Here is a 26,570-nt window from a genome sequence, read left to right as displayed (position 1 = left end):
CGGACAGGCCCTAGGGTTGAGGCGTGCCACAGCTTCCGTACAAGGTCCATGAGCTCACCGTCGGCCAGCTCTCCGCGCGCAGCGGTGCCGCGGTGTCCGCGCTGCATTTCTATGAGTCCAAGGGGCTGATCAGCTCCACCAGGACGGCCGGCAACCAGCGCCGCTACTCCCGGGACGCGCTGCGCCGGGTCGCCTTCGTACGGGCGGCGCAGCGGGTCGGGATCCCGCTGGCCGTGATCCGGGACGCGCTGGCCGAACTGCCCGACGAGCGCACGCCCAACCGCGACGACTGGGCCCGGCTCTCCCAGTTGTGGCGTTCCGAACTGGACGAGCGGATCAGCCAGCTGGTCGAACTGCGCGACCGGCTGACCGACTGCATCGGCTGTGGCTGCCTCTCGTTGCAGACCTGCGCGCTGTCCAACCCGTACGACAACCTCGGCGAGCAGGGGCCCGGCGCGCGGCGGCTGCGGGTCGACAGAGGTGCCAAGGACCCGCGGCCCGAGCCCGAGCCCGAGCCCGTGGCCGACGACCGCGCGAGCTGCGCGCCGGGTGCGGAGAGCGCCTGCCGGTGAGCGCGCCCGCCCCCTCGCGGGGCGGGCGCGCCGGTGGTCACCAGACCGGCGGCCGGCGGGCGGCCCAGGGGCGGGCCTGCTCCAGCTGGGCGGAGAGGGCGATCAAGGTGGCCTCCTCGCCGTAGCGGCCGCCGAACATCATGCCGATCGGCAGGCCGGCGGCGTTCCAGTGCAGCGGGACGCTGACCGCGGGCTGGCCGGTGGCGTTGTAGAGCGCGGTGAACGGGGTGTACGTCCCTATGGCGGCGAACTCGGCCTGCGGGTCGGCGTCGTTGCGCAGCGCGCCGACCGGCAGCGGCGGCCCGGCCAGCGTGGGGGAGAGGATCACGTCGTAGCCGCCGGGCGGCATCAGCCCGTCGGCGATCGTCCGGCCCAGCACCCGGAACGCGTACAGCGCGCCCGCGAAGTCCATGCCGGAGACCTCCGCGCCCCGCTTGCGCAGATAGCGGGTGAGCGGCATCAGCAGCTCCTCGCCCTCCGGCGGCACCGGGTGGTTGGCGGCGATCACCGACCAGACCCGGGTGAAGGCGTACAGGATGCTGATGTCGGCGGGGAGCGTCAGCTCCTCCACGTCATGGCCCAGTCCGGTCAGCAGCGCGCTCGTCTCGGCGGTGGCGGTGCGGCAGTCCGGGTGGACCTCGATGCCCGGTATCGGCGCATCGGCCAGAACGGCGATCCGCAGCCGTCCCGGGTCGCGGACGGCGTGTGCGGCGAAGGTCTCGCCCGGGGGCAGCGACGGCGCCACGTACGGATCGCCGGGCATCGCGCCCGCCATGACGTCCAGCAGCGTGGCCGCGTCGGCGACCGTACGGGCCAGCGGGCCCGAGGTGCTCAGGCCCGTCACGTCGTACAGCAACGGGCCGCTGCTGATCCGGCCGCGGCTGGGCTTGATCCCGTACAGCCCGCACAGCGAGGCCGGGATACGGATCGAGCCGCCGCCGTCGCTGGCGTGCGCCACCGGTGCCAGGCCGCCGGCCACCGCGGCCCCGGCGCCGCCGCTCGAACCGCCCGCGCCGTACTCCGCGTTCCAGGGCGTGCGGGCGGCCGGTCCCAGGCCGTTCTCGGTGTAGCACGGCAGCCCGAACTCGGGGGTGTTGGTCTTGCCGAGCAGGATCGTGCCGGCCTCCCGCAGCTTGGCGGCCACATGGTCGTCGACGGCCGCAACGTTCTCGGCCAGCGCCCGCGAACCCATCGTGTAGCGCACGCCCGCCACCTGGTTGAGGTCCTTGACGGGCACCGGAACGCCGTGCAGCGGTGGGAGTTCGCGGCCCTCCCGGCGGGCCGCGGCCGCCTCGCTCTCGGCGTCCGCGGCCTGTTTGCGGGCGATCTCCGGGGTACGGGTGAGGAACGCGCCGAGGGTGTCGTCCAGCCGGTCGATCCGCGCCAGATAGTGCTCGGTGAGCTCGACGGGCGAGATCGCGCCGGACCGGATACCGGCGGCCTGTTCGAGCGCGGTCAGATCGTGCAGTTCGGCCATGGCGTCTACTCTCTCGTCCGGCGTCCGTGCCGCCCGGGTGCCACACGGACCGTGCGGGCCGACGGTGTTACCGGCCGGTCAACCCGTGCACAGTTGTGCCAGCTGCCGGGTGAGTTCGTAAAGGCCGTGGACGGGCGGCCCGCCCGCCCGCAGCCGCCCGAGCAGCGGGGGAACTCCGCGGCGGGCCGGGCGCGGTGGCCCGTGCGGCGGTGGTCATTGGCCGGTTTGCTGCGGTGCGGTGGCCGGGGAGCGTCCGTTCGGCCCGCGGCCGGCGTCGTACAGCGCCCTCGCGGCCCGTATCAGCCGGGCGTTGTCGGGCGCCGGAGCGCCGTCGGGGAGCAGCAGGGTGTCCTCCAGGCCGATGCGGGTGTCCAGCCCCAGCTCTCCGGCGAGCCGCAGCACCGGCCAGGCGCCGCCGTCTGCGCCGTGCAGCAGCACCGGGCGGTCGTGCCCGGCCGCCGTCAGCTCGGCGAGCAGCTCGTGGGCGGTGTGCCGCGCGGATTCGCCCTCGGGGCCGATCACTTCGGCCAGGATGCGCAGGACCCGCGGCGCGAACGGCGAGCGGGCGAAGCGGGCCGCGGCGTCGGTGCCCGACCACAGCCCGGCCTCGATGCCGACGCCGCGCTCCAGCAGGGCGGCGGCGACCGTATCGGCGCCCGGCTCGTGCCAGTTGACCGAGGCGTAGTCGGGCAGCACCGTCCAGGAGGCGATCCTCTCCGCCCGGCGCCCGGCGTCCGATTCGGCCCAGGCGCCGGTCGTCACCCCGACCGGAACGTCCACCGCCGCCCGTATCGCCTCCAGCACCGGGCCCACCACCCGCGGCGAGAGCGAATCCTCGCCGCAGGGGGTTTTCGGGTGGACGTGGACCTCCTGCGCACCGGCCGCGACCGCCTGCCGGGCGGCATCGGCGAGCGCGGACGGTGTGAGGGGCACCGCGGCGGAATCGGCCGCGGTGCGGACGCCGTTGAGACATACCTGAAGCATGATCCGATGGTGGCATGCGGGTCTGACAATGCCCGTGATCCCCGGCCACCTCGGGGGAGCCGGCCGGACGCCGTGGCTCAGGCCGCGGCGAACGCCCCCGCGCCGCCGGTCCGCGCCGCGGAGAGCGCCTCCGGGGTGAGCACGGACGCCGGGGCCATCACTCCGCACTCCCGGCAGGCGGGCCCGGACGCCGGGCAGTCGGCGGTCCCCGGCAGCCAGGCGAAGCGGGTCCCGCCACACACCGGGCAGTCCCGGCGCGGCCGCCCCGCCTCCATCGCCGCGATCATGCGGCGCAGCACCACCGCGAGTTGGGCCGCCGGATGCCGCTGCGGCGAGGCGCACGGCACGATGTCGCAGCCGCCCCAGGTGCGCCGGTGCCAGTCGTCGAGGGCGCTGGGCTGGCGGATGCCGTCGTGCTTCTCGCGGCGCCGCCGGGCCGCGAACTGCCGCTCGTAGGCCAGCCAGACGGTGCGGGCCTCCTCCAGCTCCGCCAGCGCGGCCATCAGCCGCTCGGGATCGGGACTGCGGTCGTGGGCCGCGAATCCGGCCCGGGTGCACAGATGGTGCCAGGTGGTGCGATGCCCGTACGGAGCGAAGCGCTCCAGGCATTTGCGCAGTGCCGTACGCCGCTGAGTTGCCACGAGCCGTGGATTGCGGACCTGTTGGGCGAGCGCTCTGAAACCGGCCATATTCATCCCACCTCCGTGGGGAGGACCCGACTGGACAGGGAAGGGACGTAGCCGATCTCCGCTTGGATCCCTCGAATTCCGGTGCGGATTCGTCGGCCTCCTCCGCTCTCCTCCCTTCTCCTCCCCTCTGCTCCGGACTCTTCCGGTCTCTCCCTGCCCCTCCCGACTGGTCCAAACCCTCCCGGCCGCCCACCACCCCGTCGCCCGGCCATCTGTGGGGAATTCGAAAAGGTGACTGTTGTTCATCTTCCGGCCACGCATAACCGGCGGTAACGTCCCGCGCACCCTCCCCCGGGCTCTTCAGGAGCCGGGGACCCCCATCGAGGAGCAGGGATGCAACGACGTACCGGAAGGCTCAGGGCGGCCGCGGCGGCCGCCCTGTTGGCCTTGGGTGCCACGCTCGTGGCGCCGCCCCCTCTCGCGGCCGCCGCGCCGAATTCCCCCACTCTCGACTCCGCTCGAGCGGGCGGTGCCCCCGCCCACGACTACTGCCAGGGGCAGTGCGCCGACATCCTGCCGCCCGGCGCCACCGGCAATGCCACCTTGATGCAGATCCTCGGCAACAAGCTGTTCGGCACCCACCCGCCGCACTCCACCGACCAGTTGGCCCCGTACGGCGCGCTGGCCGGCGGCTACCAGAACCTCACGGACGGCACGCTCACCGACTTCTTCAACGACGCCTCCTTCGGCGTCCCCCAGGACCAGGTCGGTGACGTCACCGCGCCCCGCGGCGACGTCACCATCACCCGCGACAAGAAGACCGGCGTCCCGCACATCAAGGGCACCACCCGCTACGGCACCGAATTCGGCGCCGGCTACGCCGCGGGCCAGGACCGGCTGTGGCTGATGGACCTCTTCCGCCACATCGGCCGCGGCGAACTGACCTCCTTCGCCGGCGGCGCACCCGCCAACCAGGGCCTGGAGCAGCAGTTCTTCCCGCAGGCCCCGTACACCGAGCAGGACCTGCAAAAGCAGGTCGAGGCGATCCGTGACCACAAGGGAGCGCGCGGCAGGCAGGCCATGGCCGACGCCCAGGCGTATGTCGACGGCATCAACGCCTACCGGGAGCAGTCGAAGAACGGGCGCTACTTCCCCGGCGAGTACGTTCTGACCGGGCACATCGACGCGGTCACCAACGCCGGTGAGATCGCGCCCTTCAAGCTCACCGACCTGATAGCCCTGGCCTCCGTCGTCGGCGGACTGTTCGGCAACGGCGGGGGCGGCGAGGTGAATTCGGCCCTCGCGCTGCTCTCCGCCCAGCACAAGTACGGCGTGCGGAAGGGCACCGAGGTCTGGGAGTCCTTCCGGGAGCGCAACGACCCCGAGGCCGTCAAGACCCTGCACGACGGCCAGCGCTTCCCGTACGCCGTCAAACCCGCCAAGGCCAAGGGCACCGCCCTGCCCGACCCCGGCTCGGTCACCCCCGAACCGCTGGTCTTCGACCGCACGGGAGCCGCAACCGCCAAGGGCGGCAAGGCGCCCCAGGATCCGGTCCCGGCCCCGAAGAAGTACCGGAAGCTCCAGGGCCTCTTCAAGGACGGGGTGCTGCCCGAGGGGAGCTTCAACCCCACCCAGCACCGCGGCATGTCCAACGCCCTGCTGGTCTCCGGCAAGCACACCGCCAGCGGCCACCCGGTCGCCGTCTTCGGCCCGCAGACCGGCTACTTCGCGCCCCAGCTCCTGATGCTCCAGGAGATCCAGGGGCCGGGCATCAGCGCCCGCGGCGCCTCCTTCGCGGGCGTGGGGATGTACGTCCAGCTGGGCCGCGGCCAGGACTACGCCTGGAGCGCCACCTCGGCGGGCCAGGACATCACCGACACCTACGCCGTCGACCTGTGCAACCCGGACGGCTCGAAGCCCACCAAGGACTCCACCTCCTACCGGTACCACGGCGCCTGCATCCCCATGGAGAAGCTGGAGCGGACCAACTCCTGGAAGCCCACCATCGCCGACCCGACGGCCGCCGGCTCGTACCGGATGCGGGTCTACCGCACCAAGTGGGGCACCGTCACCCACCGCGCCACCATCAAGGGCCGGCCCGTCGCCTACACGGCGCTGCGCAGCACCTACCGGCACGAGGCCGACTCCATCATCGGCTTCCAGATGCTCAACGACCCCTCGTACGTCCGCGGCGCCGCGACGTTCAAGAAGGCCGCCCAGCACATCGGTTACGCCTTCAACTGGTTCTACGCCGACTCCCGCGACATCGCGTACTACAACAGCGGCCTCAACCCGGTCCGCAACCCGGACGTCGATCCGGCACTGCCCATCGCGGCCGACCCCGCCTACGCCTGGAAGGGCTACGACCCCGCCACCAACACCACCGACTACACCCCGCCCGCCCAGCACCCGCAGTCCGTCGACCAGGACTACTACGTCTCCTGGAACAACAAGCAGGCCGAGGACTACGACTCGGCCGGCTTCGGCAACGGCACCGTGCACCGCGCCAATCTGCTCGACGACCGGGTGCGCGCGCTGACCAAGGAGGGCGGCGTCACCCGCGCCTCGCTGACCCGGGCGATGGCCGAGGCCGCCGTGACCGATCTGCGCGGCGAGGACGTCCTGCCCGAGATGCTGCGGGTGCTGCGCAGCAAACCCATCGGCGACCCCGCGCTCCAGACCGCCGTGCAGCAGCTGGAAGCCTGGCGCAAGGACGGCGCCCAGCGCCACGAGACCACCCCCGGCTCGCACACCTACGCCCACTCCGACGCCGTACGGCTGATGGACGCCTGGTGGCCGCGGATGATCGTGGCCACCTTCGAACCGGGCCTCGGCGGCGACCTCTACCAGGCCCTCACCTCCAACCTGGCCATCGACGAGTCCCCGTCGGCCGGCCACGGCCCCACCGGGGCGCACGCCGGTTCGGCCTTCCAGTACGGCTGGTGGAGCTACGCGGACAAGGACCTGCGCTCGGTGCTCGGCGAGCAGGTCAAGGGCCCGCTCGCCGAGCGGTACTGCGGCAACGGCAAGCTCTCGGCCTGCCGCGACACCCTGCTCGACACCCTGCGGCAGGCCGCCGCCCAGACGGCCGAGCAGGTCTACCCGGGCGACGACAACTGCAAGGCGGGCGACCAGTGGTGCGCGGATGCGATCATCCACCGCGCGGTCGGCGGTCTGACGCACGCCACCATCAGCTGGCAGAACCGTCCGACCTATCAGCAGGTGGTGGAATTCCCCGCCCACCGGTGAGATGACCTCGGTATGCGGCAGGTCCCGGGCGCGCGCCCGGGACCTGCCGCATACCGCCCCCCATGGCCTCCGGATCGGTTTTCCTTCGGGGGCTATGCTGCTGAGCCGTTGAATTCAGGGGAGCGGGAAAGCGGGTGGGGGCGCATGGCCTTGGAGGGTCCGTTGCAGTATCCGCCGGAGCTGCTCGACACCACCATGGACCAGTTGCGCACCCTGATCACGGTGCGCGAGGAGGGCACCGCGCTCGGCGCCGCCCGTCGGCTGGGCCGTGAACAGTCCAGCGTGCAGAAGCAGTTGGACACCATGAACCGTACGTTCGCCGCGCTGTGCGGCGAGGAACTGGTGCTCAAACAGGGGCGCGGACGCGACGTCCTGTTCACCGCGACCGGTGAGGCGCTCGTCGACCTGGCACGGCGGACGCTCGGCGACTGGACGGACGGGGTGCACCACGCCCGCCGCCGGCTGGGCCGCACGCTGTCCGTCGGCACCACCCGCTACACCCTCGGCTTCCTCCTGGACGCCGTCGAGCGCCTGCGCGAGGAGTACGAACGCGACGGCGTCGACCTCAAGGTCACCCATGTCCGCACCGGCGATCTCTTCGACCGGCTCCGCTCCAAGGAACTGGACGTGGTCTGCGGCAGCGTGGTGGTGACGGAGGGGCAGGAGCGCGAGCAGCTGGCGCCGTACGAGGTGATGGAGTGGCGCCGCAGCGGACTGTCCCTGCTGACGAACCTGCCGCCCGAGCGTCTCCCCGGCCGCTCCTTCGGCGCCGGGGACCTGCCCGGGCTGCCGCTGGTGATCTCCACCGGCGGTCTGATAGGCCGCTTTCTGACCTCCTGGTACGGCCCCGACTACCGCCAGAAGCTGACCGTCGCCGCCGAGATAGAGGCCGCCCACTACGGCTTCGAGCTGCTGCGCTCCGGGGTGGTCAGCGGCGCGATGCTGGTCACCCGCGGCATCGGGGACGCGGCCACGGACGGCCGGCTCCCGGAGGCCGCGGGGCTGCGGATGCTGGACATCGTCGGCGACGTCGGGCCGCGCACCGAGGTGCTGGTCGGGGTCTTCGCCCGGCGCGGTGAGCGGGACGCCTACGGGCCCGACCACCCGCTCAACCGCCTGTGGGAGGCGCTGTCCTGGGAGAGCGAGCGGTGGTGGCTCAGGCCGTGAGCCCGCCGTCGCCCAGCAGCTCCACCATCCGGGCGGCGAACGCGCCGGCGTCCTCCACGTAGCCCGTGTGCCCGCCGGGCAGCTCCGTGACCTCCAGGCCGAGCCGGTCGGCGAGCGCGGCGCCCATGCGGCCGGGCGCCTGCCCGGTGGAGTCGCGGCCGACGCCGATCAGCAGCCGGCCCGCCGCCTTCCGCAGCGCGTCGGTATCGGGCTCGTACGCGGTGATCTCGGTCAGCTCATGCTCCAGGAAGAACGGTTCGTTGGCCGCCATCCGCTCCATCAATTCCCGCAGTGTCGGCGGCAGTTGGGACAGCGGCGGCATCTCCCAGGTGTCGTCCACCAGCCCGACGCCCGTCAGGAACCGCCGCATCGCCACCGCGGCGCCCTCCCGCCGGTGGGTGGCCCGGACCTCGTCGAACAGCCGCCGGTAGGCCGCCGCGTCCGGCAGCAGCCCGAGCACCGGCGGTTCATGGGCGAGGACCGTACGCACCCGCTCCGGGTGCCGGGCGAGCAGGTCCAGCGCGACGACGGCGCCGGAGCTGCTGCCGTAGACCAGCGCGGGTTCGTCGGTCAGCTCGCCGATCAGCCGGTGGATGTCGTCGCTGTGCTCGGCGACCCGGGGCGTGCCGCCGGGCGGGACGAGCGGGCTGCGGGAGTGGCCGCGGCGGTCCGGCGCCACCACGGTGAAATGCTCGGCGAGCGGCCCGGCGATCTCGTGGAAGACCCCGGCGTCCCCGGCGCCGCCGTGTATCAGGACGAGCACCGGCCCGCGGCCGCGCACCTCGTAGTGCAGCCGCGCGCCGGGCACGTCCAGGGTGGCGGCCAGAGGTGTGGTCATGGAGAACCTCCGAGAAGTCGGGTGAGCGGCCCGGTCGGGAGCCGTACGGCCGGGCACCGGCCTGCCGCCAGTCTCGCGTACGCCACCGACAGGCCGCCGACGCCTCGCCTACACGCCGAACCGGCCCCGGACTCGCCCCGGTTCGCGCCCCTGGGACTCCGGCAGGCATCCGCCTACGCGTACCGCAGATACCGCCGCCGCACCCTGCGGAACCGTCGCAGCTCCTCCTGCCAGGAGGCCACCACCTCGTCGGTCCCCGCGCCCGCATCGATCATCGTGCGGACCGTCGGCGAGCCGGTCAGATGGTCGATGCCGTGGCCGGGCAGCCAGGCGAAGCCGGACCAGATCCGTTTGGCCGTCACCAGCAGGCCGATGCCGGTGCGTACCGGGTCGAAAGCGGCGCGGTCGTGGACGTGCAGCTGGACGCCGCCGACGGTCTTGCCCTGGAACTTGGAGAAGGTGGGGGCGAAATACGCCTCTCTGAAGTGGACGCCGGGCAGGCCCAGTTCGCCCGCGGCCGCGGCCCAGCGGGCGTCGATGCCGTCGGCGCCCAGCAGCTCGAAGGGGCGGGTGGTGCCGCGCCCCTCGGAGAGGTTGGTGCCCTCGAACAGGCAGGTGCCGGAGTAGACCAGGGCGGTGTCGGGGGTGGGCATGTTGGGGCTCGGCGGCACCCATGGCAGCCCGGTGGCGTCGAAGAAGTCCGCGCGCCGCCAGCCGGTCATCGCCACCGTCGTCAGCGGAACCGGCCGCCCGGCGGCTCGCGGTACGAACTCGCCGTTGAACAGCAGCGCCAGCTCCAGCGCCGTCATCCCGTGCGCCTGGGAGATCGGCTCGCGGCCCACGAAGGAGGCGTACTTCCTGTGCAGTACGGGGCCGGTCGCGGCCCGCCCGGTGACCGGGTTGGGGCGGTCGAGCACCACGAAGCGCTTCTTGGCGAGGACGGCCGCGACCATGCAGTCGTAGAGCGTCCAGATGTAGGTGTAGAAGCGGGCGCCGACGTCCTGGATGTCGAAGACGAGGGTGTCCACACCGGACTCGGTGAAGATGCCGGCGAGCTCCCGGCCGCTCTTGTCGTAGGTGTCGTAGACCGGCAGCCCGGTGGCCGGGTCGTCGTAGCGGCCCTGTGATCCGCCGGCCTGCGCGGTGCCCCGGAAGCCGTGCTCGGGGCCGAAGACGGCGGTCAGGCGGACCCGGTCGTCGGCGTGCAGCACGTCCACGATGTGGCGGACGTCCGGGGTGACTCCGGTCGGGTTGGTGACGATGCCGACCTTCTGGCCGTCCAGGAGGCGGTAGCCGTCGGCGCGGAGGCGGTCGAAGCCGGTGCGTACGGGGGGACGGGTGCCGGGGGCCGTCCCCGGCACCGCGTGGGCCGGGGCCGCGGCCCCGGTGACCGCGCCGGTGGCCGCCAGTCCGCCCAGCAGAACGCGTCGCGACAGAGCCATGCGCACACCTCCGTGATCGGGATACGGGAACGGACCGAGCCAGGTGTCGTGAGCACGCTAACGCGCCCGGGCGGCTACGGGAACGCACCCGGCCGTCACGAGGGGTGAATCTCCTCCCGGGCGTGGCCGAGAGCGGGCGCGAGGTCTTTCCCTCTCACATACCGACTGGTTAGTCTGCCGAGGTCGAGTCAGCGCGACCGAGGGAGACACCACGTGGCAGCCGTACGGGACAAGTCCGTTGTCGTGACCGGAGCGGGCGGGGGGATCGGCGCCGCGCTGGCCCGCCGGTTCGCCGCCGAGGGCGCCCGGGTCGTGGTCAACGACCTGGACGAGGCCAGGGCCAAGGAGATCGCGGCGGAGATCGGGGGCCTCGCCGTCCCCGGCGACGCCTCCGGCATCGTCCCGGCCGCCCGCGAGGCGCTCGGCGGCGCCATCGACGTCTTCTGCGCCAACGCCGGCGTCGGCACCGGCGGCGGACCCGAGGCGCCCGAGGACGCCTGGGAGCTGGCCTGGGACGTCAATGTGATGGCGCATGTGCGGGCGGCGCGCGAGCTGCTGCCCGCGTGGCTGGAGCGGGGCGCGGGCCGGTTCGTCTCCACGGTGTCCGCCGCGGGCCTGCTCACCATGGTCGGCGCCGCCCCCTACAGCGTCACCAAACACGGCGCCTACGCCTTCGCCGAATGGCTGTCGCTGACCTACCGCCACCGCGGCCTCCGGGTGCACGCCATCTGCCCCCAGGGCGTACGCACCGACATGCTGGCCGCCACCGGGGCCGCGGGCGACCTCGTCCTCGCGCCCACCGCCATCGAACCGGCCGCCGTCGCCGACGCGCTCTTCGCGGCGATGGCCGAGGACCGCTTCCTGGTCCTGCCGCACCCGGAGGCCGCCGACTACTACGCCGCCCGTGCCACCGACCCCGACGGCTGGCTGACGGCGATGAACCGTCTCCAGCAGAAGCTGGAGGAGCGCGAAGGGGACGCCCGGTGATCTCCTACCAGGACAAACCGTGGCTGGCACAGCTCAGCGAGGCCCAGCGGGCCCCCGTCCAGCCGCCGCCCTCGCCCCTGCACGCCTTCCGGGCGGCCGTCCGCCGCGCCCCGGAGCGCACCGCGCTCGCCTACTTCGACGCGCGGCTGTCCTACGCCGAGACCGACGCCCTCTCCGACTCCCTCGCCGCCCACCTCACCGCCCGCGGCTTCACCCGCGGCGACCGGGCCGCGGTGATGCTCCAGAACAGCCCGCACTTCGTCCTCGCCCTGCTCGGCGTCTGGAAGGCCGGCGGGGTCGTGGTGCCCGTCAACCCCATGTACAAAGCCGGCGAGATGCGGCACATCCTGGACGACGCCGAGGTCACCGCCGTCATCTGCGCCGACCACACCTGGGACGCCTTCCTGCGCGCCACCGCCGCCGCGACGCCGTCCGTACGGATCGCGCTCACCGCCCACGAGGCCGGGCTCCAGACGCGCAACGACGCCCGGGTGCTGCGCGACGGGAACCCGGGGCCGCGCGAGGGCGCCGACGATCTGCTGGCCGTCGCCCGCACCGCCAAGCACCTGCGCGCGGTGCCCGCCGACCCGGACCTCGCCGCCGACGACCTCGCCCTGATCAGCTACACCTCCGGCACCAGCGGCACCCCCAAGGGCGCCACCAACACCCACGGCAACATCAGCTACAACGCCGAACGCCAGCGCACCGGCCTGGGCCTGCCCGACGGCGCCACCTACTTCGCCCTCGCCCCCCTCTTCCACATCACCGGCATGGTCTGCGAACTGGCCGCCTGTATCGCCGGCGCCGGCACCCTCGCCCTGGCCTACCGCTTCGAGGCGGGCGTCGTCCTGGACGCCTTCCGCGAACACCGCCCGGCCTTCACCGTCGGCCCCTCCACCGCCTATATGGCGCTGATGGCCCATCCGGACGTCAGCCGCGACCACTTCGCGTCCTTCCACACCCTGTCCTCCGGCGGAGCCCCGCTGCCGCCCGCCCTGGTGGAGACGTTCCACACCGCCCTCGGCCCCTACCTCCACAACGGCTACGGCCTGACCGAATGCACCGCCCCCTGCGCCACCGTCCCGCCGGGCCGGCGCGCCCCCGTCGACAAGGTCTCCGGCACCCTCGCCGTCGGCGTCCCCGGCCCCGACACCGTCGTACGGATCCTCGACGAGCACGGCGCCGAGGTGCCGTTCGGCGAACCGGGCGAGATCGCCGTCCGCGGCCCCCAGGTCGTCCCCGGCTACTGGCGCCGCCCGGACGCCACCGCCGCGGCGATCCCCGACGGCGAACTGCGCACCGGCGACATCGGCTTCATGGACACCGACGGCTGGCTCTATGTCGTCGACCGCAAAAAGGACATGATCAACGCCTCCGGCTTCAAGGTGTGGCCCCGCGAGGTCGAGGACGTCCTCTACACCCACCCGGCGGTACGCGAGGCGGCGGTCGTCGGCGTGCCCGACGCCTACCGCGGCGAATCGGTCAAGGCGTACGTCAGCCTGCGCCCGGGGACCGCCGCCGAGCCCGCCGATCTGGCCGCCTACTGCAAGGAACGGCTGGCGGCATACAAATACCCCCGCGTGGTGGAGATCCTGCCCGAGCTTCCCAAGACCACGAGTGGCAAGATCCTCCGACGGGAGCTGCGCCGGCGCGGATGACGGCGCAGGCCACGGCGTACGAGCACAAAGGACAGGTGAGGGCGATGGCCGGCACGAGGGACGGCGACAACGGCAGCGGCACGAAGCCGGTGGCCCGACGGCTGCTGGCCACCGCCACCCGGCTCTTCGCCGAGCAGGGATACGACCGCACCTCCGTCCAGGAGATCGTCGACGCGGCCGGCGTCACCAAGGGCGCCCTCTACCACTACTTCGGCTCCAAGGAGGACCTGCTCCAGGAGGTGTACTCCCGGGTGCTGCGCCTCCAGCAGGAGCGCCTCGACGCGTTCGCCGACGCCGACGCACCCGTCGAGCAGCGGGTGCGCGAGGCGGCGGCCGACGTCGTCGTGACCACCATCGAGAACCTCGACGACGCGTCGATCTTCTTCCGCTCCATGCACCACCTCAGCCCGGAGAAGAACAAGCAGGTCCGGGCCGAGCGGCGGCGCTACCACGAGCGGTTCCGCGCGCTGATCGAGGAGGGCCAGCGCAGCGGGGTGTTCTCCACGGCCACCCCCGCCGACCTGGTCGTCGACTACCACTTCGGGTCGGTGCACCACCTGTCCACCTGGTACCGGCCCGAGGGCCCCCTCAGCCCGCAGCAGGTCGCCGACCACCTGGCCGACCTCCTGCTGCGGGCCCTGCGGCCGTAGCTGCCCCGCCGCTAGAGGTACCGCTTGATCTCCCGCCGCGCCAGCGACCGCTGGTGCACCTCGTCCGGCCCGTCCGCCAGACGCAGCGTGCGCGCCGCGGCCCACAGCTCGGCCAGCGGGAAGTCCTGGCTGACGCCGCCCGCGCCGTGCAGCTGGACCGCCTTGTCGAGGATGTCCACGACCGTCCGCGGGGTGGCGATCTTGATCGCCTGGATCTCGGTGTGCGCGCCCTTGTTGCCGACGGTGTCCATCAGCCACGCGGTCTTCAGCACCAGCAGCCGCAGCTGCTCCACCGCGACCCGCGCATCGGCGATCCACCCCTGGACCACCCCCTGCTGCGCCAGCGGCTTGCCGAAGGCCGTACGCGACACCGCCCGCCGGCACATCAGCTCGATGGCGCGCTCCGCCATCCCGATCAGCCGCATGCAGTGGTGGATCCGGCCGGGCCCGAGCCGCGCCTGCGCGATGCCGAAGCCGCCGCCCTCCTCGCCGATGAGGTTCGCCGTCGGGACCCGGACGTCCTCGAAGAGCACCTCGGCATGACCGCCGTGGTAGTGGTCCTCGTAGCCGTAGACCTGCATGGCGCGCCTGACGACCACGCCCGGGGTGTCGCGCGGCACCAGCACCATCGACTGCTGGCGGCGGATGTCGGCGCCGTCCGGTTCCGTCTTCCCCATCACGATGAAGATCTGGCACAGCGGGTTCATCGCCCCGGAGATGTACCACTTGCGGCCGTTGATGACGTAGTCGTCGCCATCCCGCGCGATATGCGTCTCGATATTGGTCGCGTCCGACGACGCCACCTCCGGCTCCGTCATCGCGAACGCCGACCGGATCTCGCCCGCCAGTAGCGGCCGGAGCCACTGCTTCTGCTGCGCCTCGTTGCCGAACTGCGCCAGCACCTCCATATTGCCGGTGTCCGGCGCCGCGCAGTTCAGCGCGGTGGGCGCCAACTGCGGGCTGCGGCCGGTGATTTCGGCCAGCGGGGCGTACTGGAGGTTGGTCAGCCCGGCGCCGTGCTCGGCGTCGGGCAAGAACAGATTCCACAGCCCCTGTCGCCGGGCCTCGGCCTTCAGCTCCTCGACGACCGCCGGGGTGTCCCACGGCGAGGCGAGCTGCGCCCGCTGCTCGTGGGCGGTCTGCTCGGCCGGATACACATGCTCGTCCATGAACGTCAGCAGCCGCTCGCGCAGCTCTTCCGTACGGGCGTCGAATGCGAAGTCCATGGTGTCTCAGCCTTCCTTGAGGGTGGTGAGTCCGTGGTCGATGAAGACGGGGACGAGCTCGCCGATCCGGTCGAAGCCCGCGCCGACGGTCTGGCCGAGCGTGAAGCGGTAGTGGATGCCCTCCAGGATCACCGCGAGCTTGAACCAGGCGAAGGCGGTGTACCAGGAGATGTGGGAGGTGTCGCGGCCCGAGCGGGCGGCATAGCGCTCGATCAGCTCGGCGGGGGAGGGGTGCCCGGCCGCGCCGCTCGTGGTGCTGACCGGCGACTGCGCCAGGCCCAGGTCCTGGCTGTACATCACCAGCAGCCCGAGGTCGGTCAGCGGATCGCCGAGCGTGGACATCTCCCAGTCCAGGACGGCCTTGATGGTGTCGTCGGCACCGACCAGCACGTTGTCCAGCCGGTAGTCGCCGTGGACGACCGCCGGTGCGGGGGAGGCGGGCAGCCGCCGGCCCAGCGTCTCGTGCAGCTCGTCGATCCCGGCCAGCTCGCGGTTCTTCGAGGCGCTCAACTGCTTTCCCCAGCGCCGCAGTTGACGCTCCAGAAAGCCCTCCGGCCGCCCGAAGTCGGCCAGCCCGACGGCCTGCGGGTCCACCGCGTGCAGATCGACGAGGGTGTCGACCAGGGACAGCACCACGGCGTGCGTACGCTCCGCCCCGAGCGGAGCCAGCTGGGCCGCCGTGCGGTACGGCGTGCCCTCGACCAGCTCCATCACATAGAACGGCGCCCCGATCACCGCCTCGTCCTCGCACAGCAGCAGCGTCTCGGGCACCGGCACCGGCGTCGCGTGCAGCGCGCTGATGACGCGGTGTTCGCGCCGCATGTCGTGCGCGGTGGCCAGCACATGCCCCAGCGGCGGGCGGCGCACGACCCAGGAGGAGACGCCGTCGGTGACGCGATAGGTCAGATTGGACCGCCCGCCCTCGATCAGCTCCGCGCGCAGCGGCCCGGCGGCCAGGCCCGGCCGCTCCCGGTCCAGATGCGCGCGCAGTCGGGCGAGGTCGAGGCCGGGGGGTTCGGCCCGGTCCGCGTCCTGCGGGGGCGGGGTGCCCTGGGTCATCGTTGTCCTCCGTACGGCATGACGACGGCATGACGGTCATCCGATCGACCGCTGCCCCGATCATGCCGACTAGTCGGTATGGAGTCCAGTGCCCGCCCGTGGGGCGTCCGTCACGCGGGCCCCGCCACCCGCCCGTCCCGCGTGCTCCTCACGCGTGGCAGGCCATCGGAATCCCGCCGTTCATCGCCACCATCTCGCCGAACCCGGTCAGCGCATCCAGCGGCGCCCCCGGCTCGGCGCCCGCCAGCTCCGCATACGCGCGATGCAGATTCGCCACCAGCCGCTCGCTCTCGGCCAGCTCCGCGAACGGCCCCAGGTCCGCCTCCCGTGCCGCCTCCAGCGGCGTCCGCCCGGCCGCCCGGCCCTCCCGCGCCAGCCGGTCGACGTACCGCAGATAGCGCTCGATCCCGTCGTACACCTCGGGGCCGGTCACCGGGCCGTGCCCGGGGACGACGGTCGCCGCATCCAGCGACCGCAGCAGCTCCAGCGCCCGCAGCGAACCGGACAGCGACCCCATGAAGACGAACGGCGTCCCGCCGTGGAAGACCAGGTCCCCGGTGAAGACGATGCGCTGCTCGGGCAGCCAGACGACGGTGTCGCCGGGGGTGTGCGCGATGCCCGGGTGCAGCAGGCGGACCTCGATGCCGCCGACGTGCACGGACAGTTCGTCGGTGAAGGTGACCGTGGGCGGGGTCAGGCGGATGTCGCCGTACTCCACCTCGGGCCAGACCGCATGCAGCTGCCGGCCCGCGGCCAGCAGTTCCCGGCGGCAGGCGGCATGGCCGATGATCGTCGCCTCCGGGGCGAAGACGCCGTTGCCGTAGGTGTGGTCGCCGTGGTGGTGGGTGTTGACCACCATGCGTGGCGTGGCGGCGCCGCTCTGTGCGATCCGCTGCCGCAGCAGCCGCGCCCGGTGTTCGGTGGCGGCGGTGTCCACGACGAGGGTGGTGTCCCCATCGGTGACGAAGCCGGCATTGTTCAGACACCAGCCGCCGTCCGGCTGGATGAAGGCATGGACGCCGGTGGCCAGTTCGGTCAGATACGGCTCATCCACAGGTGCCTCCACAGGTGCCTCCACATGTGCTTCCACAGGTGCTCTCCCAAGAGTCGCGGCGGGTCAGTGTGTGCTCGCTATCGTCACCCCGAAGGCGGCCAGCGCCACCGTGCAGCCCGCCGCCGACAGCGCGATCCGCGGTGTCAGGGGCGTTCGCCGGGCGGCGGCCAGCTCGCGGACCCGGCGGTGGGCCAGCGCCACGAACGCCACCCACACCAGCGCGAGCAGCGCCGCCAGGCCCGCCCGCACCGGCCCCGCGGCCCCGCCGGCCAGCAGCCGCCGCCCGGCCAGGAGGATGACGACCGTGCAGGCCAGGGTCGTACGCCGCCAGGCCAGCCGGGTGCGCTCGGGCTGGAGCCCGGCATCCCGGCCGCCCGCCGGGGCCCGGTCCCGTGCGCCGTCGCGCCGCGGCTCGCCCATCGCTAGCCGATCCGTCCCAGCACGACGAGGACGGCCATCACGACCGCCAGCGCCCCGACCCCCAGGGCCAGCACGGACGGGAAGCGCGACAGCGGCAGATCCTCGCCGCGGCGCATCGCCCGCTCGCAGCGCACCCAGTGGTTCACCGCCCGCAGCGCACACAGCGCACCCGCCACCAGCAGCACGAGCGTGCCGGTCAGCCGGACCGCCGGATGCAGCCGGGGCAGGAACTGGTCGACGGCGAAACCGCCGGCGAGCAGCGCCAGCCCGGTCCGCAGCCAGGCCAGGAACGTGCGCTCGTTGGCCAGCGAGAAGCGGTAGTCGGGCGTGCTGCCCTCCTCGCGGACCCGCGAGGGCGCCAGCCACAGCCGTACGGCCGCGCCGATCGACCGCAGCCCGTCGGAGAGGATCATGATCCCGACCCTAACGGCCCGCCGCGCGGGGGTCCTCGGGGGAGCCCTCCGGGAACTCCTGCCGCTCCCGCAGCTCCCGGTACGCCGCCAGCCCGTCCGGCGTCCACGGCCACTGCACGAGGCGCCGGGCCAGCTCCTCCTCGGTCAGGAAGGCGTACCAGTCGATCTCCGCCGCCTGCGGGTCGACCGGCCCGGTCCAGCGCACCTGATAGACCGCGGACCACCAGGTGTGCTCGTCCGTCTCGTACAGGAACTTCAGCAGCGGCTCCGGCTGCGGCAGCCCCCGTACGCCCAGCTCCTCCTCCGCCTCGCGCAGCGCCGCCCGGTCGTAGCTCTCGCCGGCGCCGACCACCCCGCCCACGAACATGTCGTAGTGGGAGGGGAAGACGAGCTTCCGCGGGGTGCGGCGGTGGACGAAGATCCGGTCCTCGGCGTCGAGGACCAGGATGAACGTGCAGCGGTGGCGCATCCGGCGGGCGTACGCCTCGCCGCGCGGCGCCTGGCCCACGACCTGATCGTTCTCATCGACGATGTCGAGCATTTCGTCGGCGTCGAGGGGCTGCCGAGGGGGCATGTCGTGATCCGTCATGCCCTCCATGGTGTCGCCCCACGTTTTTGTCTGCGGCGCCGCGGTGTGTTTCTCGCCGTTGCGCCTGCGGCGGGCGGGGGTGGTTTGTCGGCCGCGGTGCCGCCCCTGCGGACTTCGTCCTCCGGTGCGTCCCCTCCCGACGGTGGGAGGGGGAAAGGCCGCTGGTCCACCCCCACCGTTTTTCCCCACCCCAACGGGGAGGTGCCGGGCCGTAGCGGCGGAGCCGTGTAGGGCTGGTGCCGCTGCCGGACAGCCCCGCGCTGGGGGCACCTCCCAGCGTTAGCTGGGGGAGGCAACGCCCGCCGCAGGCGCAACGGCGAACACCCCCCACGGCGGGAAAGCCGAAAACGTGGGGCCCAGGCAAAGCGCAGCGAAGCGGCGCCCCCACCTGACGATGGGGGCGCCTCACCGTGGCTGCAACTCCCGTACGGGGTCGGCCTTGCCGGCCCCGGGCGGCATGGCCGGATGGCTGCCGATCAGGACGATCCCCGCCACCACGGCCGCTATCCCGGCCGCCTCCCAGGCCAGCGCCCCGGTCGTCACCCGCAGCTGGTCGCCCAGGAAACCCACCCCGCAGGCGATCCCGGCCAGCGGCTGGGCGGCCGTCAGAGCGGGCAGCGACAGCCGCAGCGGGGCGGTCTCGAAGGCGCTCTGGACCATGACCAGGGCCGTCACGCCGAGGACGACGATGGCGTACGGATGCCAGGTGGACAGCAGCCCGCCCCAGCCGCCCTGGCCGAAGCGCTCGCCGCTGATCCGGGTCAGCGCGTCCTGAAGCCCGTACAGCAGCCCGGCCGCGACACCCAGCAGCGCCGCCTCCAGGCTGACGTGCGTCCGCTCGCGTTTGGCGACGGCCGCCAGCACCAGGGCGGTGCCCAGCACCAGGCCCATGATCAGCCACTGGGCCGGCCGCCCGGTCTCGCCGGCGCCGCCGTGCGGCTGCCCGGCCACGATGAACGCCGTCACCCCGCCCGCCAGCAGCCACAGCCCGGCCCACCCGCTGCGCCCGAGCCGCTGCCCGCTCAGCCGCCGGGCCAGCGCCATCGCGAACAGCAGATTGGTGGCCAGCAGTGGCTCCACCAGAGTGATGTCACCCATCCCCAGGGCCAGCGCGCCCAGCGCCATCCCCGTCACCATCAGCGCGATACCGGCCAGCCAGCGCGGCATCCGCACCAGGTCCAGCAGCAGCCGCAGCGAGAGATAGTCCTTCTGGGGGGCGTACTGCGCCGCTTCCTGCTGGAGCACGAAGCCCAGTCCCAGACAACAGGCCGCCCCAAGGGCGAGCAGAATCACCGTCACGTCGCACACCTCGTATCGCGCGGAGCGGGGGATTGCGCCTGAGAGCAGCCATCCGGCGGCTGCCCGGGGTGGCCCTCAACACCCCCCATTCTTGCGCGCACCCGCGCATACCGCCCGGTAACAAAGGGTTGACGGCATGGTCCGCCACGCTGAGGATCGTGACCGTCACGGCGGCCGGGGCGGCCGGCAGGCTCCGGTGACGAGAGCGGAAGAGAGCGCAGATGGCGTACGACGCGGATGTGATCGTGATCGGTGCGGGGCTGGCGGGACTGGCCGCCACCGCCGAGCTGGTGGACGCCGGACGCAAGGTCATCCTGCTCGACCAGGAACCCGAGCAGTCGCTCGGCGGCCAGGCGCACTGGTCCTTCGGCGGCCTGTTCCTGGTGGACTCGCCCGAACAGCGCAGGCTGCGCATCCACGACAGCCGCGAACTGGCCTGGCAGGACTGGCTGGGTACGGCCGGATTCGACCGGGCCGAGGACCACTGGCCGCGCAAGTGGGCCGAGGCGTACGTCGACTTCGCCGCGGGGGAGAAGCGGGCGTGGCTGCACCGCCAGGGCGTACGGATCTTCCCCGTCGTCGGCTGGGCCGAACGGGGCGGCTACGACGCCACCGGCCACGGCAACTCCGTCCCCCGCTTCCACGTCACCTGGGGCACCGGACCGGGCCTGGTCGCCCCGTTCGCCCGCCGGGTGCGGGCCGGGGCCGCCCGCGGCCTGGTGGACCTGCGCTTCCGCCACCGGGTCACCGCGCTGTCGCGCAGCGCCGGGAGCGTGGACACCGTGAGCGGGGAGATCCTCGCGCCCTCGGACGCCGAGCGCGGCCAACCCAGCAGCCGCGAGGTCACCGGCGCCTTCGAGCTGCGCGCCCAGGCCGTGATCGTCACCTCCGGCGGGATCGGAGGCAACCACGACCTCGTCCGGGCCAACTGGCCCGAGCGGCTCGGCAAGGCCCCCGAGCGGATGCTGTCCGGGGTGCCGGCCCATGTGGACGGCAAGATGCTCGGCATCACCGAGGAGGCCGGCGGCCGGATCATCAACCGTGACCGGATGTGGCACTACACCGAGGGCATCGAGAACTGGAACCCCATCTGGCCCCGGCACGGCATCCGGATCCTGTCCGGCCCCTCCCCGCTGTGGCTGGACGCCCACGGCAAGCGGCTGCCGGTCCCGCTCTTCCCCGGCTTCGACACCCTCGGCACCCTCGAACACATCATGCGCACCGGCCACGACCACACCTGGTTCGTGCTCACCCAGAAGATCATCGAGAAGGAGTTCACGCTCTCCGGCTCGGAACAGAACCCGGACCTGACCGGCAAGAGCATCCGCGAGGTGCTCGCCCGCGCCCGCTCCGGCGCCCCGGGCCCGGTGCAGGCGTTCATGGACCACGGCGCGGACTTCCTCGTCGACCGCTCGCTGACCTCCCTGGTGCGGCGGATGAACGCGCTCACCGACGACGAGCTGATCGACGAGGCCGCGCTGCGCCGCGAAATCGTCGCCCGCGACCGGGAGATCGCCCACCCCTTCACCAAGGACCTCCAGGTCACCGCGATGCGCGGGGCCCGTAAGTACCTCGGCGACCGGCTGATCCGCACCGCCGCCCCGCACCGCCTGCTCGACCCCAAGGCCGGCCCGCTGATCGCCGTACGGCTGAGCATCCTCACCCGCAAGACCCTCGGCGGCCTGGAGACCGATCTGTCCTCGCGGGTGCTGACCGAGGGCGGCGAGCCCCTGCCGGGCGTGTACGCGGCGGGCGAGGTGGCCGGGTTCGGCGGCGGCGGGGTGCACGGCTACCGCTCGCTGGAGGGCACCTTCCTCGGCGGCTGCCTGTTCTCGGGGCGTACGGCGGGACGGGCGGCGGCCGGAGCGGTCGCCTGACGGGACGCGCGGGCGCCCGCGGCCGCCGGTGCCGGGCCGCGGCCGCCCGGCCCGGCACCGCCGGTTCCGGCTGCCGGGCGGTCAATACCGTTTGCCGGAAGGGGAGTTGGGCAATCCGGCCAATCCGCGGCCGCCCTTGACGCGGCGCTGTGTCGAACGGTTTGCTGTGCGTGACCTTTTCACAGTGGACCAGACCACGTCCGCCGCGCGCTACGCGCGCAGACCGGTCCACCCCCGCCGGCGGCGACACGCCACGACCGGCCCGGCACGACGACACACAGCGAGGTGGCAGAACGGTGCAGCGCGGCCTGGAGTCCCCTGGTCCATGAGTCCGCCCCCACCCCCGCTGGGACGCTCCCGCCGCAAGGACGCCCCGGTCCTCACCCCTGGCCTCGACGACACCCAACTGGCCCCGGCCGTCACGGCATTGACCCACGGACGATGGGGCGAGGTCCGCACCCTGATCGCCGAGACCGGCACCGACTGGGACCTGCGCGGCCACCGGCTGACCGTCCTCGGCACCGTACCGGGCTGCGCCTCCTGGGCCCGCGACTGGCAGCTCGCCGAACCCGACAGCGGCGACGCCGCCACCCTGCTCGCCTGCGCCGCCGTCCACCTGGCCCTGGCCGACAAGGACAGCATCCACGCCGCCGCCACGGCCTGCCGCACCGCCGCCCGGATGCTGCCCGACGACCCCACCCCCTGGCTCGGCGCCCTCCTCCTCGCCCGCCACACCGGCACCGTCGACCAACGCGAGCAGTCCTTCGACCAGATCCGCGCCCGCCACCCCGACCACCACCACGCCCACCACCTCATGACGGCCTGCCTGGCCGAACTCCAGCAGGGCGACCGCGACGACCCCCTCCACCAGGTCTACGACTTCGCCGCCTGGGCCGCCGAACAGGCCCCCGCCGACTCCCCGCTGGCCGTCCTCCCCGTCATCGCCCACGCCGAGCGCCACCGCGTCCTGGCCGCCCACGGCCTGGAACCCGACGCCGCCGGCCACTGGTCCACCCGCCGCGCCCGCCAGGCCATGAAGGCCGCCTTCGACTGGTGGCTGGAATGGGAGGGCGAGGGCCACCCCCGCTCCAAGGTCGACCTCAACTTCCTCGCCCACGCCAAGTTCCACGAGGGCCGGATGGCCGAGGCCGCCGCGCTCTTCCACCGCATCGGCACCCACGTCACCCCCGAACCCTGGTCCTACACCGGCCGCGACGCCCTCAAGGCGTTCAAGGCCGCCCGCGCCACCGCCTTCGCCGCCACCTGACCACACGCCACGCCCCGGAAAGGACAACCCCGCCATGCCGATGGGCAGTACGGGAAAGACGAGCAGCGCCGCCGCCCCCGCCGCACCCGGGCGCACCACCGGCCCCGACAGCCAGATCCGCACCTTCAAGGGCACCGAACGCGCCCTGCGGGCCGACCGCATCGGCACACCGGGCCTGCTGCTGTCCGTACTGGCCGCCAGCGCACCCCTCATGGTCGTCGCCGGCGTCATGGCCACCACCTACCAGGTCATGGGAATCGTCGGACAGCCGCTGCTCTTCGTCATCCTCGGCGCCGTCATGGCCCTCTTCAGCGTCGGCTACGCCGAGATGAGCCGCCACGTCCACAACGCCGGCGCCTTCTACGCCTACATCGCCCGCGGCCTGGGCGGCACCGTCGGCGCCGGTGCCTCCTTCGTCGCCCTCGCCGCCTACAGCACCCTCCAGTGCGGCATCTACGGCATGTTCGGCTTCGAGGTCTCCGGCCTGCTGGAACGTCACTTCTCGCTCACCGTCGCCTGGTGGATCCCCGGCCTGCTGGCCGTCGCGGTCACCGGAGTGCTCGGCGCGCTGAAGATCGACCTCAACGCCAAGGTGCTCGGCGTCCTCCTGTGCATCGAGGTCGCCATGATCGTCGTCTTCGACACCTCGTTCGCCGCCCAGCCCGGACCGCAGGGCCTGTCCCTGCACGCCTTCGACCCCGCCACCCTCGGCGGCGCGGGCCTGGGCACCACCCTCGCCTTCGCCGTCACCGCCTTCGTCGGCTTCGAACAGGCCCCCGTCTACGCCGAGGAGACCAGCCGCCCCGGGACCGTCGTGGCCCGGGTGATGTTCCTGTGCGTCGGCATCGTCGCGGTCTTCTTCGCCCTCAGCTCCTGGCTCATCGGTGTCGCCACCGGCCCCGACCACGTCGTCGCCACCGCCGGCAAGTACGGCCCGCAACTGATCTTCGCCCTGTCCGAACCACGCCTGGGCACCGTCTTCGTCGACGTCCTGCACCTGTTCTTCGTCACCGGGATCTTCGCGTCGATGCTCAGCTTCCACAACGTCGTCGCCCGCTACGCCTTCGCCATGGGCCGCGAGGGCCTGCTGCCCGGCCCCCTCGGCCGCACCACCAAGGCCAGCGGCGCCCCCGCCCTCGGCTCCCTCCTCCAGACCGTCATCGCCCTCCTCGTTGTCACCGCCTTCGCCGTCGCCGACGACAAGCCCGCGGGCGACCCGACCGCCCCTGTCCTCCAGTTGTTCACCTGGGCCGGAAACGTCGGCGCCATCGGCGTGATCCTGCTGATGGCCACCGCCTCCCTCGCCGTCATCGTCTTCTTCGTCCGCCGCGGCGCCGGCCGCGCCCAGGCCCCCCGGCTGCTCTGCGCCGCCCTCGCCGCCCTCGCCCTGCTCGTCGTCCTCGGCTACGCCGTCACCGACTTCGACGTCCTGGTCTCCGCCGGACAGGGCTCCGTACTGACCTGGCTGCTGCCCTCCCTGATCGGGATCGCCGCCGCCGTCGGCCTCGTGCACGGGCGCGTGCTGCGCGCCCGACAGCCCGAGCTGCACGCCCGGATCGGGCTCGGCAACGAGGCATTCCAGCTGGACAAGGCGGCCGGCGCGGCGACCCCCGCCACCGCCTCCGCCCCGCACGAGGAGAACTGACCATGACCTCCCACCCCCTCGACCCGCTGACCGCTGACGAGATCACCACCGCCCGCACCGTCCTGGAGGACGCCGGACTGGCCGGGGAGACCACCCGCTACCCGCTCGTCCTCCTCGACGAACCCGACCGGCACACCGTCACCACCCACCGCCCCGGCCACCCCGTGGCCCGCCGGCTGCGCGTCACCCTCCTCGAACCGGCCACCGGACAGGGCCACGAAGCCCTCGTCGACGTCACCGCCCGCACCGTGCTCACCCACCGCCCCCTCGACCCCGAAGCCGACGGCCAACCGCCGATCCTCTTCGAGGAGTACGAGCGCTGCGACGCGATCGTCAAGGCCGACCCGGGCTGGCGCAAAGCCATGGCCGACCGTGGGATCACCGACACCGAACTGGCCGTCTGCGCGCCGCTCGCCGCAGGCAACTTCGCCATCGAGGAGGAACGCGGCCGCCGGATGCTGCGCTCCCTGACCTTCCTGCGCTGCGAGACCACCGACAACGCCTTCGCCCACCCCGTCGCCGGCCTGGTCGCCGACGTCGACCTCACCGAGGCCCGCGTCCTCCGCCTCATCGACACCGGCCCCGTCCCCGTCCCCGCCGAATGCGGCCGCTACGAGCCCCAGTTCACCGGCCCGTCCCGCACCGACCTGAAACCCCTCGACATCACCCAGCCCGACGGCCCCTCCTTCACCCTCGACGGAACGGTCCTCACCTGGCAGAACTGGCAGTTACGGCTCGACTTCAACGCCCGCGAGGGCCTCGTCCTGCACCAGATAGCCCACCGCGACGGCGACCGGCTGCGCCCCATACTGCACCGCGCCTCCCTCGCCGAAATGGCCGTCCCGTACGCCGACCCCGACGCCACCCGCAACTGGGTGTGCTACCTCGACGTCGGCGAATACACCCTCGGCCGCAACGCCAACGCGCTGCGCCTGGGCTGCGACTGCCTCGGCGAGATCCGCTACGTCGACGCCGTCGTCGCCGACGACCACTGCGCCCCGCAGACGCTGCCGAACGCCATCTGCATCCACGAGGAGGACCACGGCCTCCTGTGGAAACACACCAATATGTTCGCCGACTTCGCCGCCGAGAGCCGCCGCTCCCGCCGCCTGGTGATCTCCTTCATCACCACCCTCGGCAACTACGACTACGCCTTCTACTGGTACCTCTACCAGGACGGCACCATCGAGTTCGAGGCCAAGTCCACCGGCCTGGTGCAGACCACTGCCAGCGCCCCCGGCGAACACACCGGCCACGCCACCGAGATCGCCCCCGGCCTCCAGGCACCCTTCCACCAGCACCTCTTCTGCGCCCGCCTCGACCCGGCGGTCGACGGCCACGCCAACACCGTCGAGGAGATCGACGTCGTCCCGCTCCCCACGGGCCCGGACAACCCGCGCGGCAACGCCTTCACCACCCGCACCACCCCCGTCGCCGACTCCGCCGAAGCGGGCCGTCTCGCCGACACCACCACCGGCCGCCGCTGGGCCATCACCAACCCCGCCGCCCACAACCGCATGGGCCGCCCCGTCTCCTACACCCTCGTCCCCCAGCCCGGCCCCACCCTCCTCGCCCGCCCCGGCTCCGCCGCCGCCCGCCGCGTCGGCTACGGCACCCGCCACCTGTGGGTCACCGCCACCCGCCCCGAACGCCGCTTCCCCGACGGCGACTACCCCAACCAGCACCCGGGCGGCGCCGGAGTCCTCGCCTGGTCCCGCCCCGGCGAATCCCTCCTCGCCACCGAACTCACCCTCTGGCACACCTTCGGCCCCACCCACCTCCCCCGCCTGGAGGACTGGCCGATCATGCCCGTCGACCGCTGCGGCTTCACCCTGCGCCCCACCGGCTTCTTCGACCGCAACCCCGCCCTCGACCTGCCGGCGGAGGGAGGCGGACACTGCGGGAGCGAGGGGTGCTGACCGCGGTGCGGACGGACCCATGACGAAAGTCTGACGCCGGGACCGGGACACTGGCCCCGGCCGCCGTCCGGTGTTCGAATCGGGGGGTGACCAAGGACGACGCAACTCCGCCCCATGCCGCGGACGCCGGCGGTACCGACGGCCGCGGC

At 72.9% G+C, this 26,570-nt stretch carries 22 protein-coding genes; 10 read left to right on the top strand and 12 right to left on the bottom strand.

Annotated elements, in window-relative coordinates; translation table 11 throughout:
- Positions 1–23: 23 nt before the first annotated feature.
- The gene (gene soxR, locus B1H19_RS10530) at positions 24–572 is read left to right on the top strand and encodes a redox-sensitive transcriptional activator SoxR (protein ID WP_083104348.1); all 549 of its coding nucleotides are present in this window, start codon (positions 24–26) and stop codon (positions 570–572) included.
- Between the two features lie 37 nt (positions 573–609).
- Here soxR and B1H19_RS10525 read toward each other — a convergent pair whose 3' ends face one another.
- From B1H19_RS10525 to B1H19_RS10515, 3 genes are all read right to left on the bottom strand, one after another.
- Complete coding sequence (locus B1H19_RS10525; RefSeq protein WP_083104347.1) at positions 610–2,049, bottom strand: amidase; 1,440 nt, start codon at positions 2,047–2,049, stop codon at positions 610–612.
- 213 nt (positions 2,050–2,262) lie between these two features.
- Positions 2,263–3,033: a 3-keto-5-aminohexanoate cleavage protein gene (locus B1H19_RS10520; protein WP_083104346.1), complete on the bottom strand. Its 771-nt coding sequence runs from the start codon at positions 3,031–3,033 to the stop codon at positions 2,263–2,265.
- 77 nt (positions 3,034–3,110) lie between these two features.
- Positions 3,111–3,722 carry a hypothetical protein gene (locus B1H19_RS10515; RefSeq protein WP_083109533.1) on the bottom strand — a complete coding sequence of 204 codons (612 nt, stop codon included), beginning with the start codon at positions 3,720–3,722 and terminating at the stop codon, positions 3,111–3,113.
- A gap of 333 nt (positions 3,723–4,055) precedes the next feature.
- Between B1H19_RS10515 and B1H19_RS10510 the strand changes: the two genes are divergently transcribed.
- Both B1H19_RS10510 and B1H19_RS10505 read left to right on the top strand, forming a co-directional pair.
- Positions 4,056–6,911 (top strand): penicillin acylase family protein, encoded by a 2,856-nt coding sequence (locus tag B1H19_RS10510; protein ID WP_083104345.1) that lies wholly within the window; start codon positions 4,056–4,058, stop codon positions 6,909–6,911.
- Positions 6,912–7,055: 144 nt separating this feature from the next.
- The gene (locus B1H19_RS10505; RefSeq protein WP_083104344.1) at positions 7,056–8,078 is read left to right on the top strand and encodes a LysR family transcriptional regulator; all 1,023 of its coding nucleotides are present in this window, start codon (positions 7,056–7,058) and stop codon (positions 8,076–8,078) included.
- Here the strand turns inward: B1H19_RS10505 and B1H19_RS10500 are convergent.
- Both B1H19_RS10500 and B1H19_RS10495 read right to left on the bottom strand, forming a co-directional pair.
- Complete coding sequence (locus B1H19_RS10500) at positions 8,068–8,916, bottom strand: alpha/beta fold hydrolase (RefSeq protein WP_083104343.1); 849 nt, start codon at positions 8,914–8,916, stop codon at positions 8,068–8,070. The genes B1H19_RS10505 and B1H19_RS10500 overlap by 11 nt on opposite strands.
- Positions 8,917–9,089: 173 nt before the next feature.
- Positions 9,090–10,358, bottom strand: coding sequence for an exo-beta-N-acetylmuramidase NamZ family protein (locus B1H19_RS10495; RefSeq protein ID WP_083104342.1), 1,269 nt, complete (start codon positions 10,356–10,358; stop codon positions 9,090–9,092).
- 213 nt (positions 10,359–10,571) lie between these two features.
- Here B1H19_RS10495 and B1H19_RS10490 point away from each other — a divergent pair, with 213 nt between their 5' ends.
- Genes B1H19_RS10490 through B1H19_RS10480 form a run of 3 tightly spaced genes read left to right on the top strand, consistent with a single transcriptional unit; the run spans position 10,572 to position 13,653 of the window.
- Positions 10,572–11,345 carry an SDR family oxidoreductase gene (locus tag B1H19_RS10490; RefSeq protein WP_083104341.1) on the top strand — a complete coding sequence of 258 codons (774 nt, stop codon included), beginning with the start codon at positions 10,572–10,574 and terminating at the stop codon, positions 11,343–11,345.
- Positions 11,342–13,003 (top strand): AMP-binding protein, encoded by a 1,662-nt coding sequence (locus B1H19_RS10485; protein WP_083104340.1) that lies wholly within the window; start codon positions 11,342–11,344, stop codon positions 13,001–13,003. The genes B1H19_RS10490 and B1H19_RS10485 overlap by 4 nt, the downstream gene beginning before the upstream one ends.
- A 44-nt stretch (positions 13,004–13,047) precedes the next feature.
- Positions 13,048–13,653: a TetR/AcrR family transcriptional regulator gene (locus tag B1H19_RS10480; protein WP_083104339.1), complete on the top strand. Its 606-nt coding sequence runs from the start codon at positions 13,048–13,050 to the stop codon at positions 13,651–13,653.
- A gap of 11 nt (positions 13,654–13,664) precedes the next feature.
- Here B1H19_RS10480 and B1H19_RS10475 read toward each other — a convergent pair whose 3' ends face one another.
- The 7 genes from B1H19_RS10475 to B1H19_RS10445 form a co-directional block, all read right to left on the bottom strand.
- Entirely contained in the window at positions 13,665–14,879 is a 1,215-nt protein-coding gene (locus B1H19_RS10475) for an acyl-CoA dehydrogenase family protein (RefSeq protein ID WP_083104338.1), read from the bottom strand.
- 6 nt (positions 14,880–14,885) lie between these two features.
- Positions 14,886–15,938: a phosphotransferase family protein gene (locus B1H19_RS10470; RefSeq protein WP_083104337.1), complete on the bottom strand. Its 1,053-nt coding sequence runs from the start codon at positions 15,936–15,938 to the stop codon at positions 14,886–14,888.
- A 148-nt stretch (positions 15,939–16,086) separates the two neighbouring features.
- Positions 16,087–17,004, bottom strand: coding sequence for an MBL fold metallo-hydrolase (locus B1H19_RS10465; RefSeq protein ID WP_237289251.1), 918 nt, complete (start codon positions 17,002–17,004; stop codon positions 16,087–16,089).
- A 51-nt stretch (positions 17,005–17,055) separates the two neighbouring features.
- The gene (locus tag B1H19_RS10460; RefSeq protein ID WP_083104335.1) at positions 17,056–17,412 is read right to left on the bottom strand and encodes a DUF202 domain-containing protein; all 357 of its coding nucleotides are present in this window, start codon (positions 17,410–17,412) and stop codon (positions 17,056–17,058) included.
- A gap of 2 nt (positions 17,413–17,414) precedes the next feature.
- Entirely contained in the window at positions 17,415–17,825 is a 411-nt protein-coding gene (locus B1H19_RS10455; RefSeq protein WP_083104334.1) for a YidH family protein, read from the bottom strand.
- Between the two features lie 10 nt (positions 17,826–17,835).
- Positions 17,836–18,399 (bottom strand): NUDIX hydrolase, encoded by a 564-nt coding sequence (locus tag B1H19_RS10450; protein ID WP_083109532.1) that lies wholly within the window; start codon positions 18,397–18,399, stop codon positions 17,836–17,838.
- A gap of 420 nt (positions 18,400–18,819) precedes the next feature.
- Positions 18,820–19,713, bottom strand: a complete 894-nt coding sequence (locus tag B1H19_RS10445) for a DMT family transporter (RefSeq protein ID WP_083104333.1) — start codon at positions 19,711–19,713, stop codon at positions 18,820–18,822.
- Between the two features lie 221 nt (positions 19,714–19,934).
- On the opposite strand from B1H19_RS10445, the gene B1H19_RS10440 reads away from it, so the two are divergent.
- From B1H19_RS10440 to B1H19_RS10425, 4 genes are all read left to right on the top strand, one after another.
- On the top strand, positions 19,935–21,590 hold the full coding sequence (locus tag B1H19_RS10440; protein ID WP_083104332.1) for an FAD-binding dehydrogenase: 1,656 nt from the start codon (positions 19,935–19,937) through the stop codon (positions 21,588–21,590).
- Positions 21,591–21,915: 325 nt separating this feature from the next.
- Positions 21,916–22,857, top strand: a complete 942-nt coding sequence (locus tag B1H19_RS10435) for a hypothetical protein (protein WP_083104331.1) — start codon at positions 21,916–21,918, stop codon at positions 22,855–22,857.
- A 40-nt stretch (positions 22,858–22,897) separates the two neighbouring features.
- Complete coding sequence (locus B1H19_RS10430) at positions 22,898–24,502, top strand: APC family permease (protein WP_083109531.1); 1,605 nt, start codon at positions 22,898–22,900, stop codon at positions 24,500–24,502.
- Positions 24,503–24,504: 2 nt separating this feature from the next.
- Positions 24,505–26,421, top strand: a complete 1,917-nt coding sequence (locus B1H19_RS10425) for a primary-amine oxidase (protein ID WP_083104330.1) — start codon at positions 24,505–24,507, stop codon at positions 26,419–26,421.
- Positions 26,422–26,570 lie beyond the last annotated feature (149 nt).

The organism is Streptomyces gilvosporeus (assembly GCF_002082195.1).
GTDB classification, from domain to species: domain Bacteria; phylum Actinomycetota; class Actinomycetes; order Streptomycetales; family Streptomycetaceae; genus Streptomyces; species Streptomyces gilvosporeus.
This window is presented reverse-complemented; position numbering and strand designations above follow the sequence as displayed.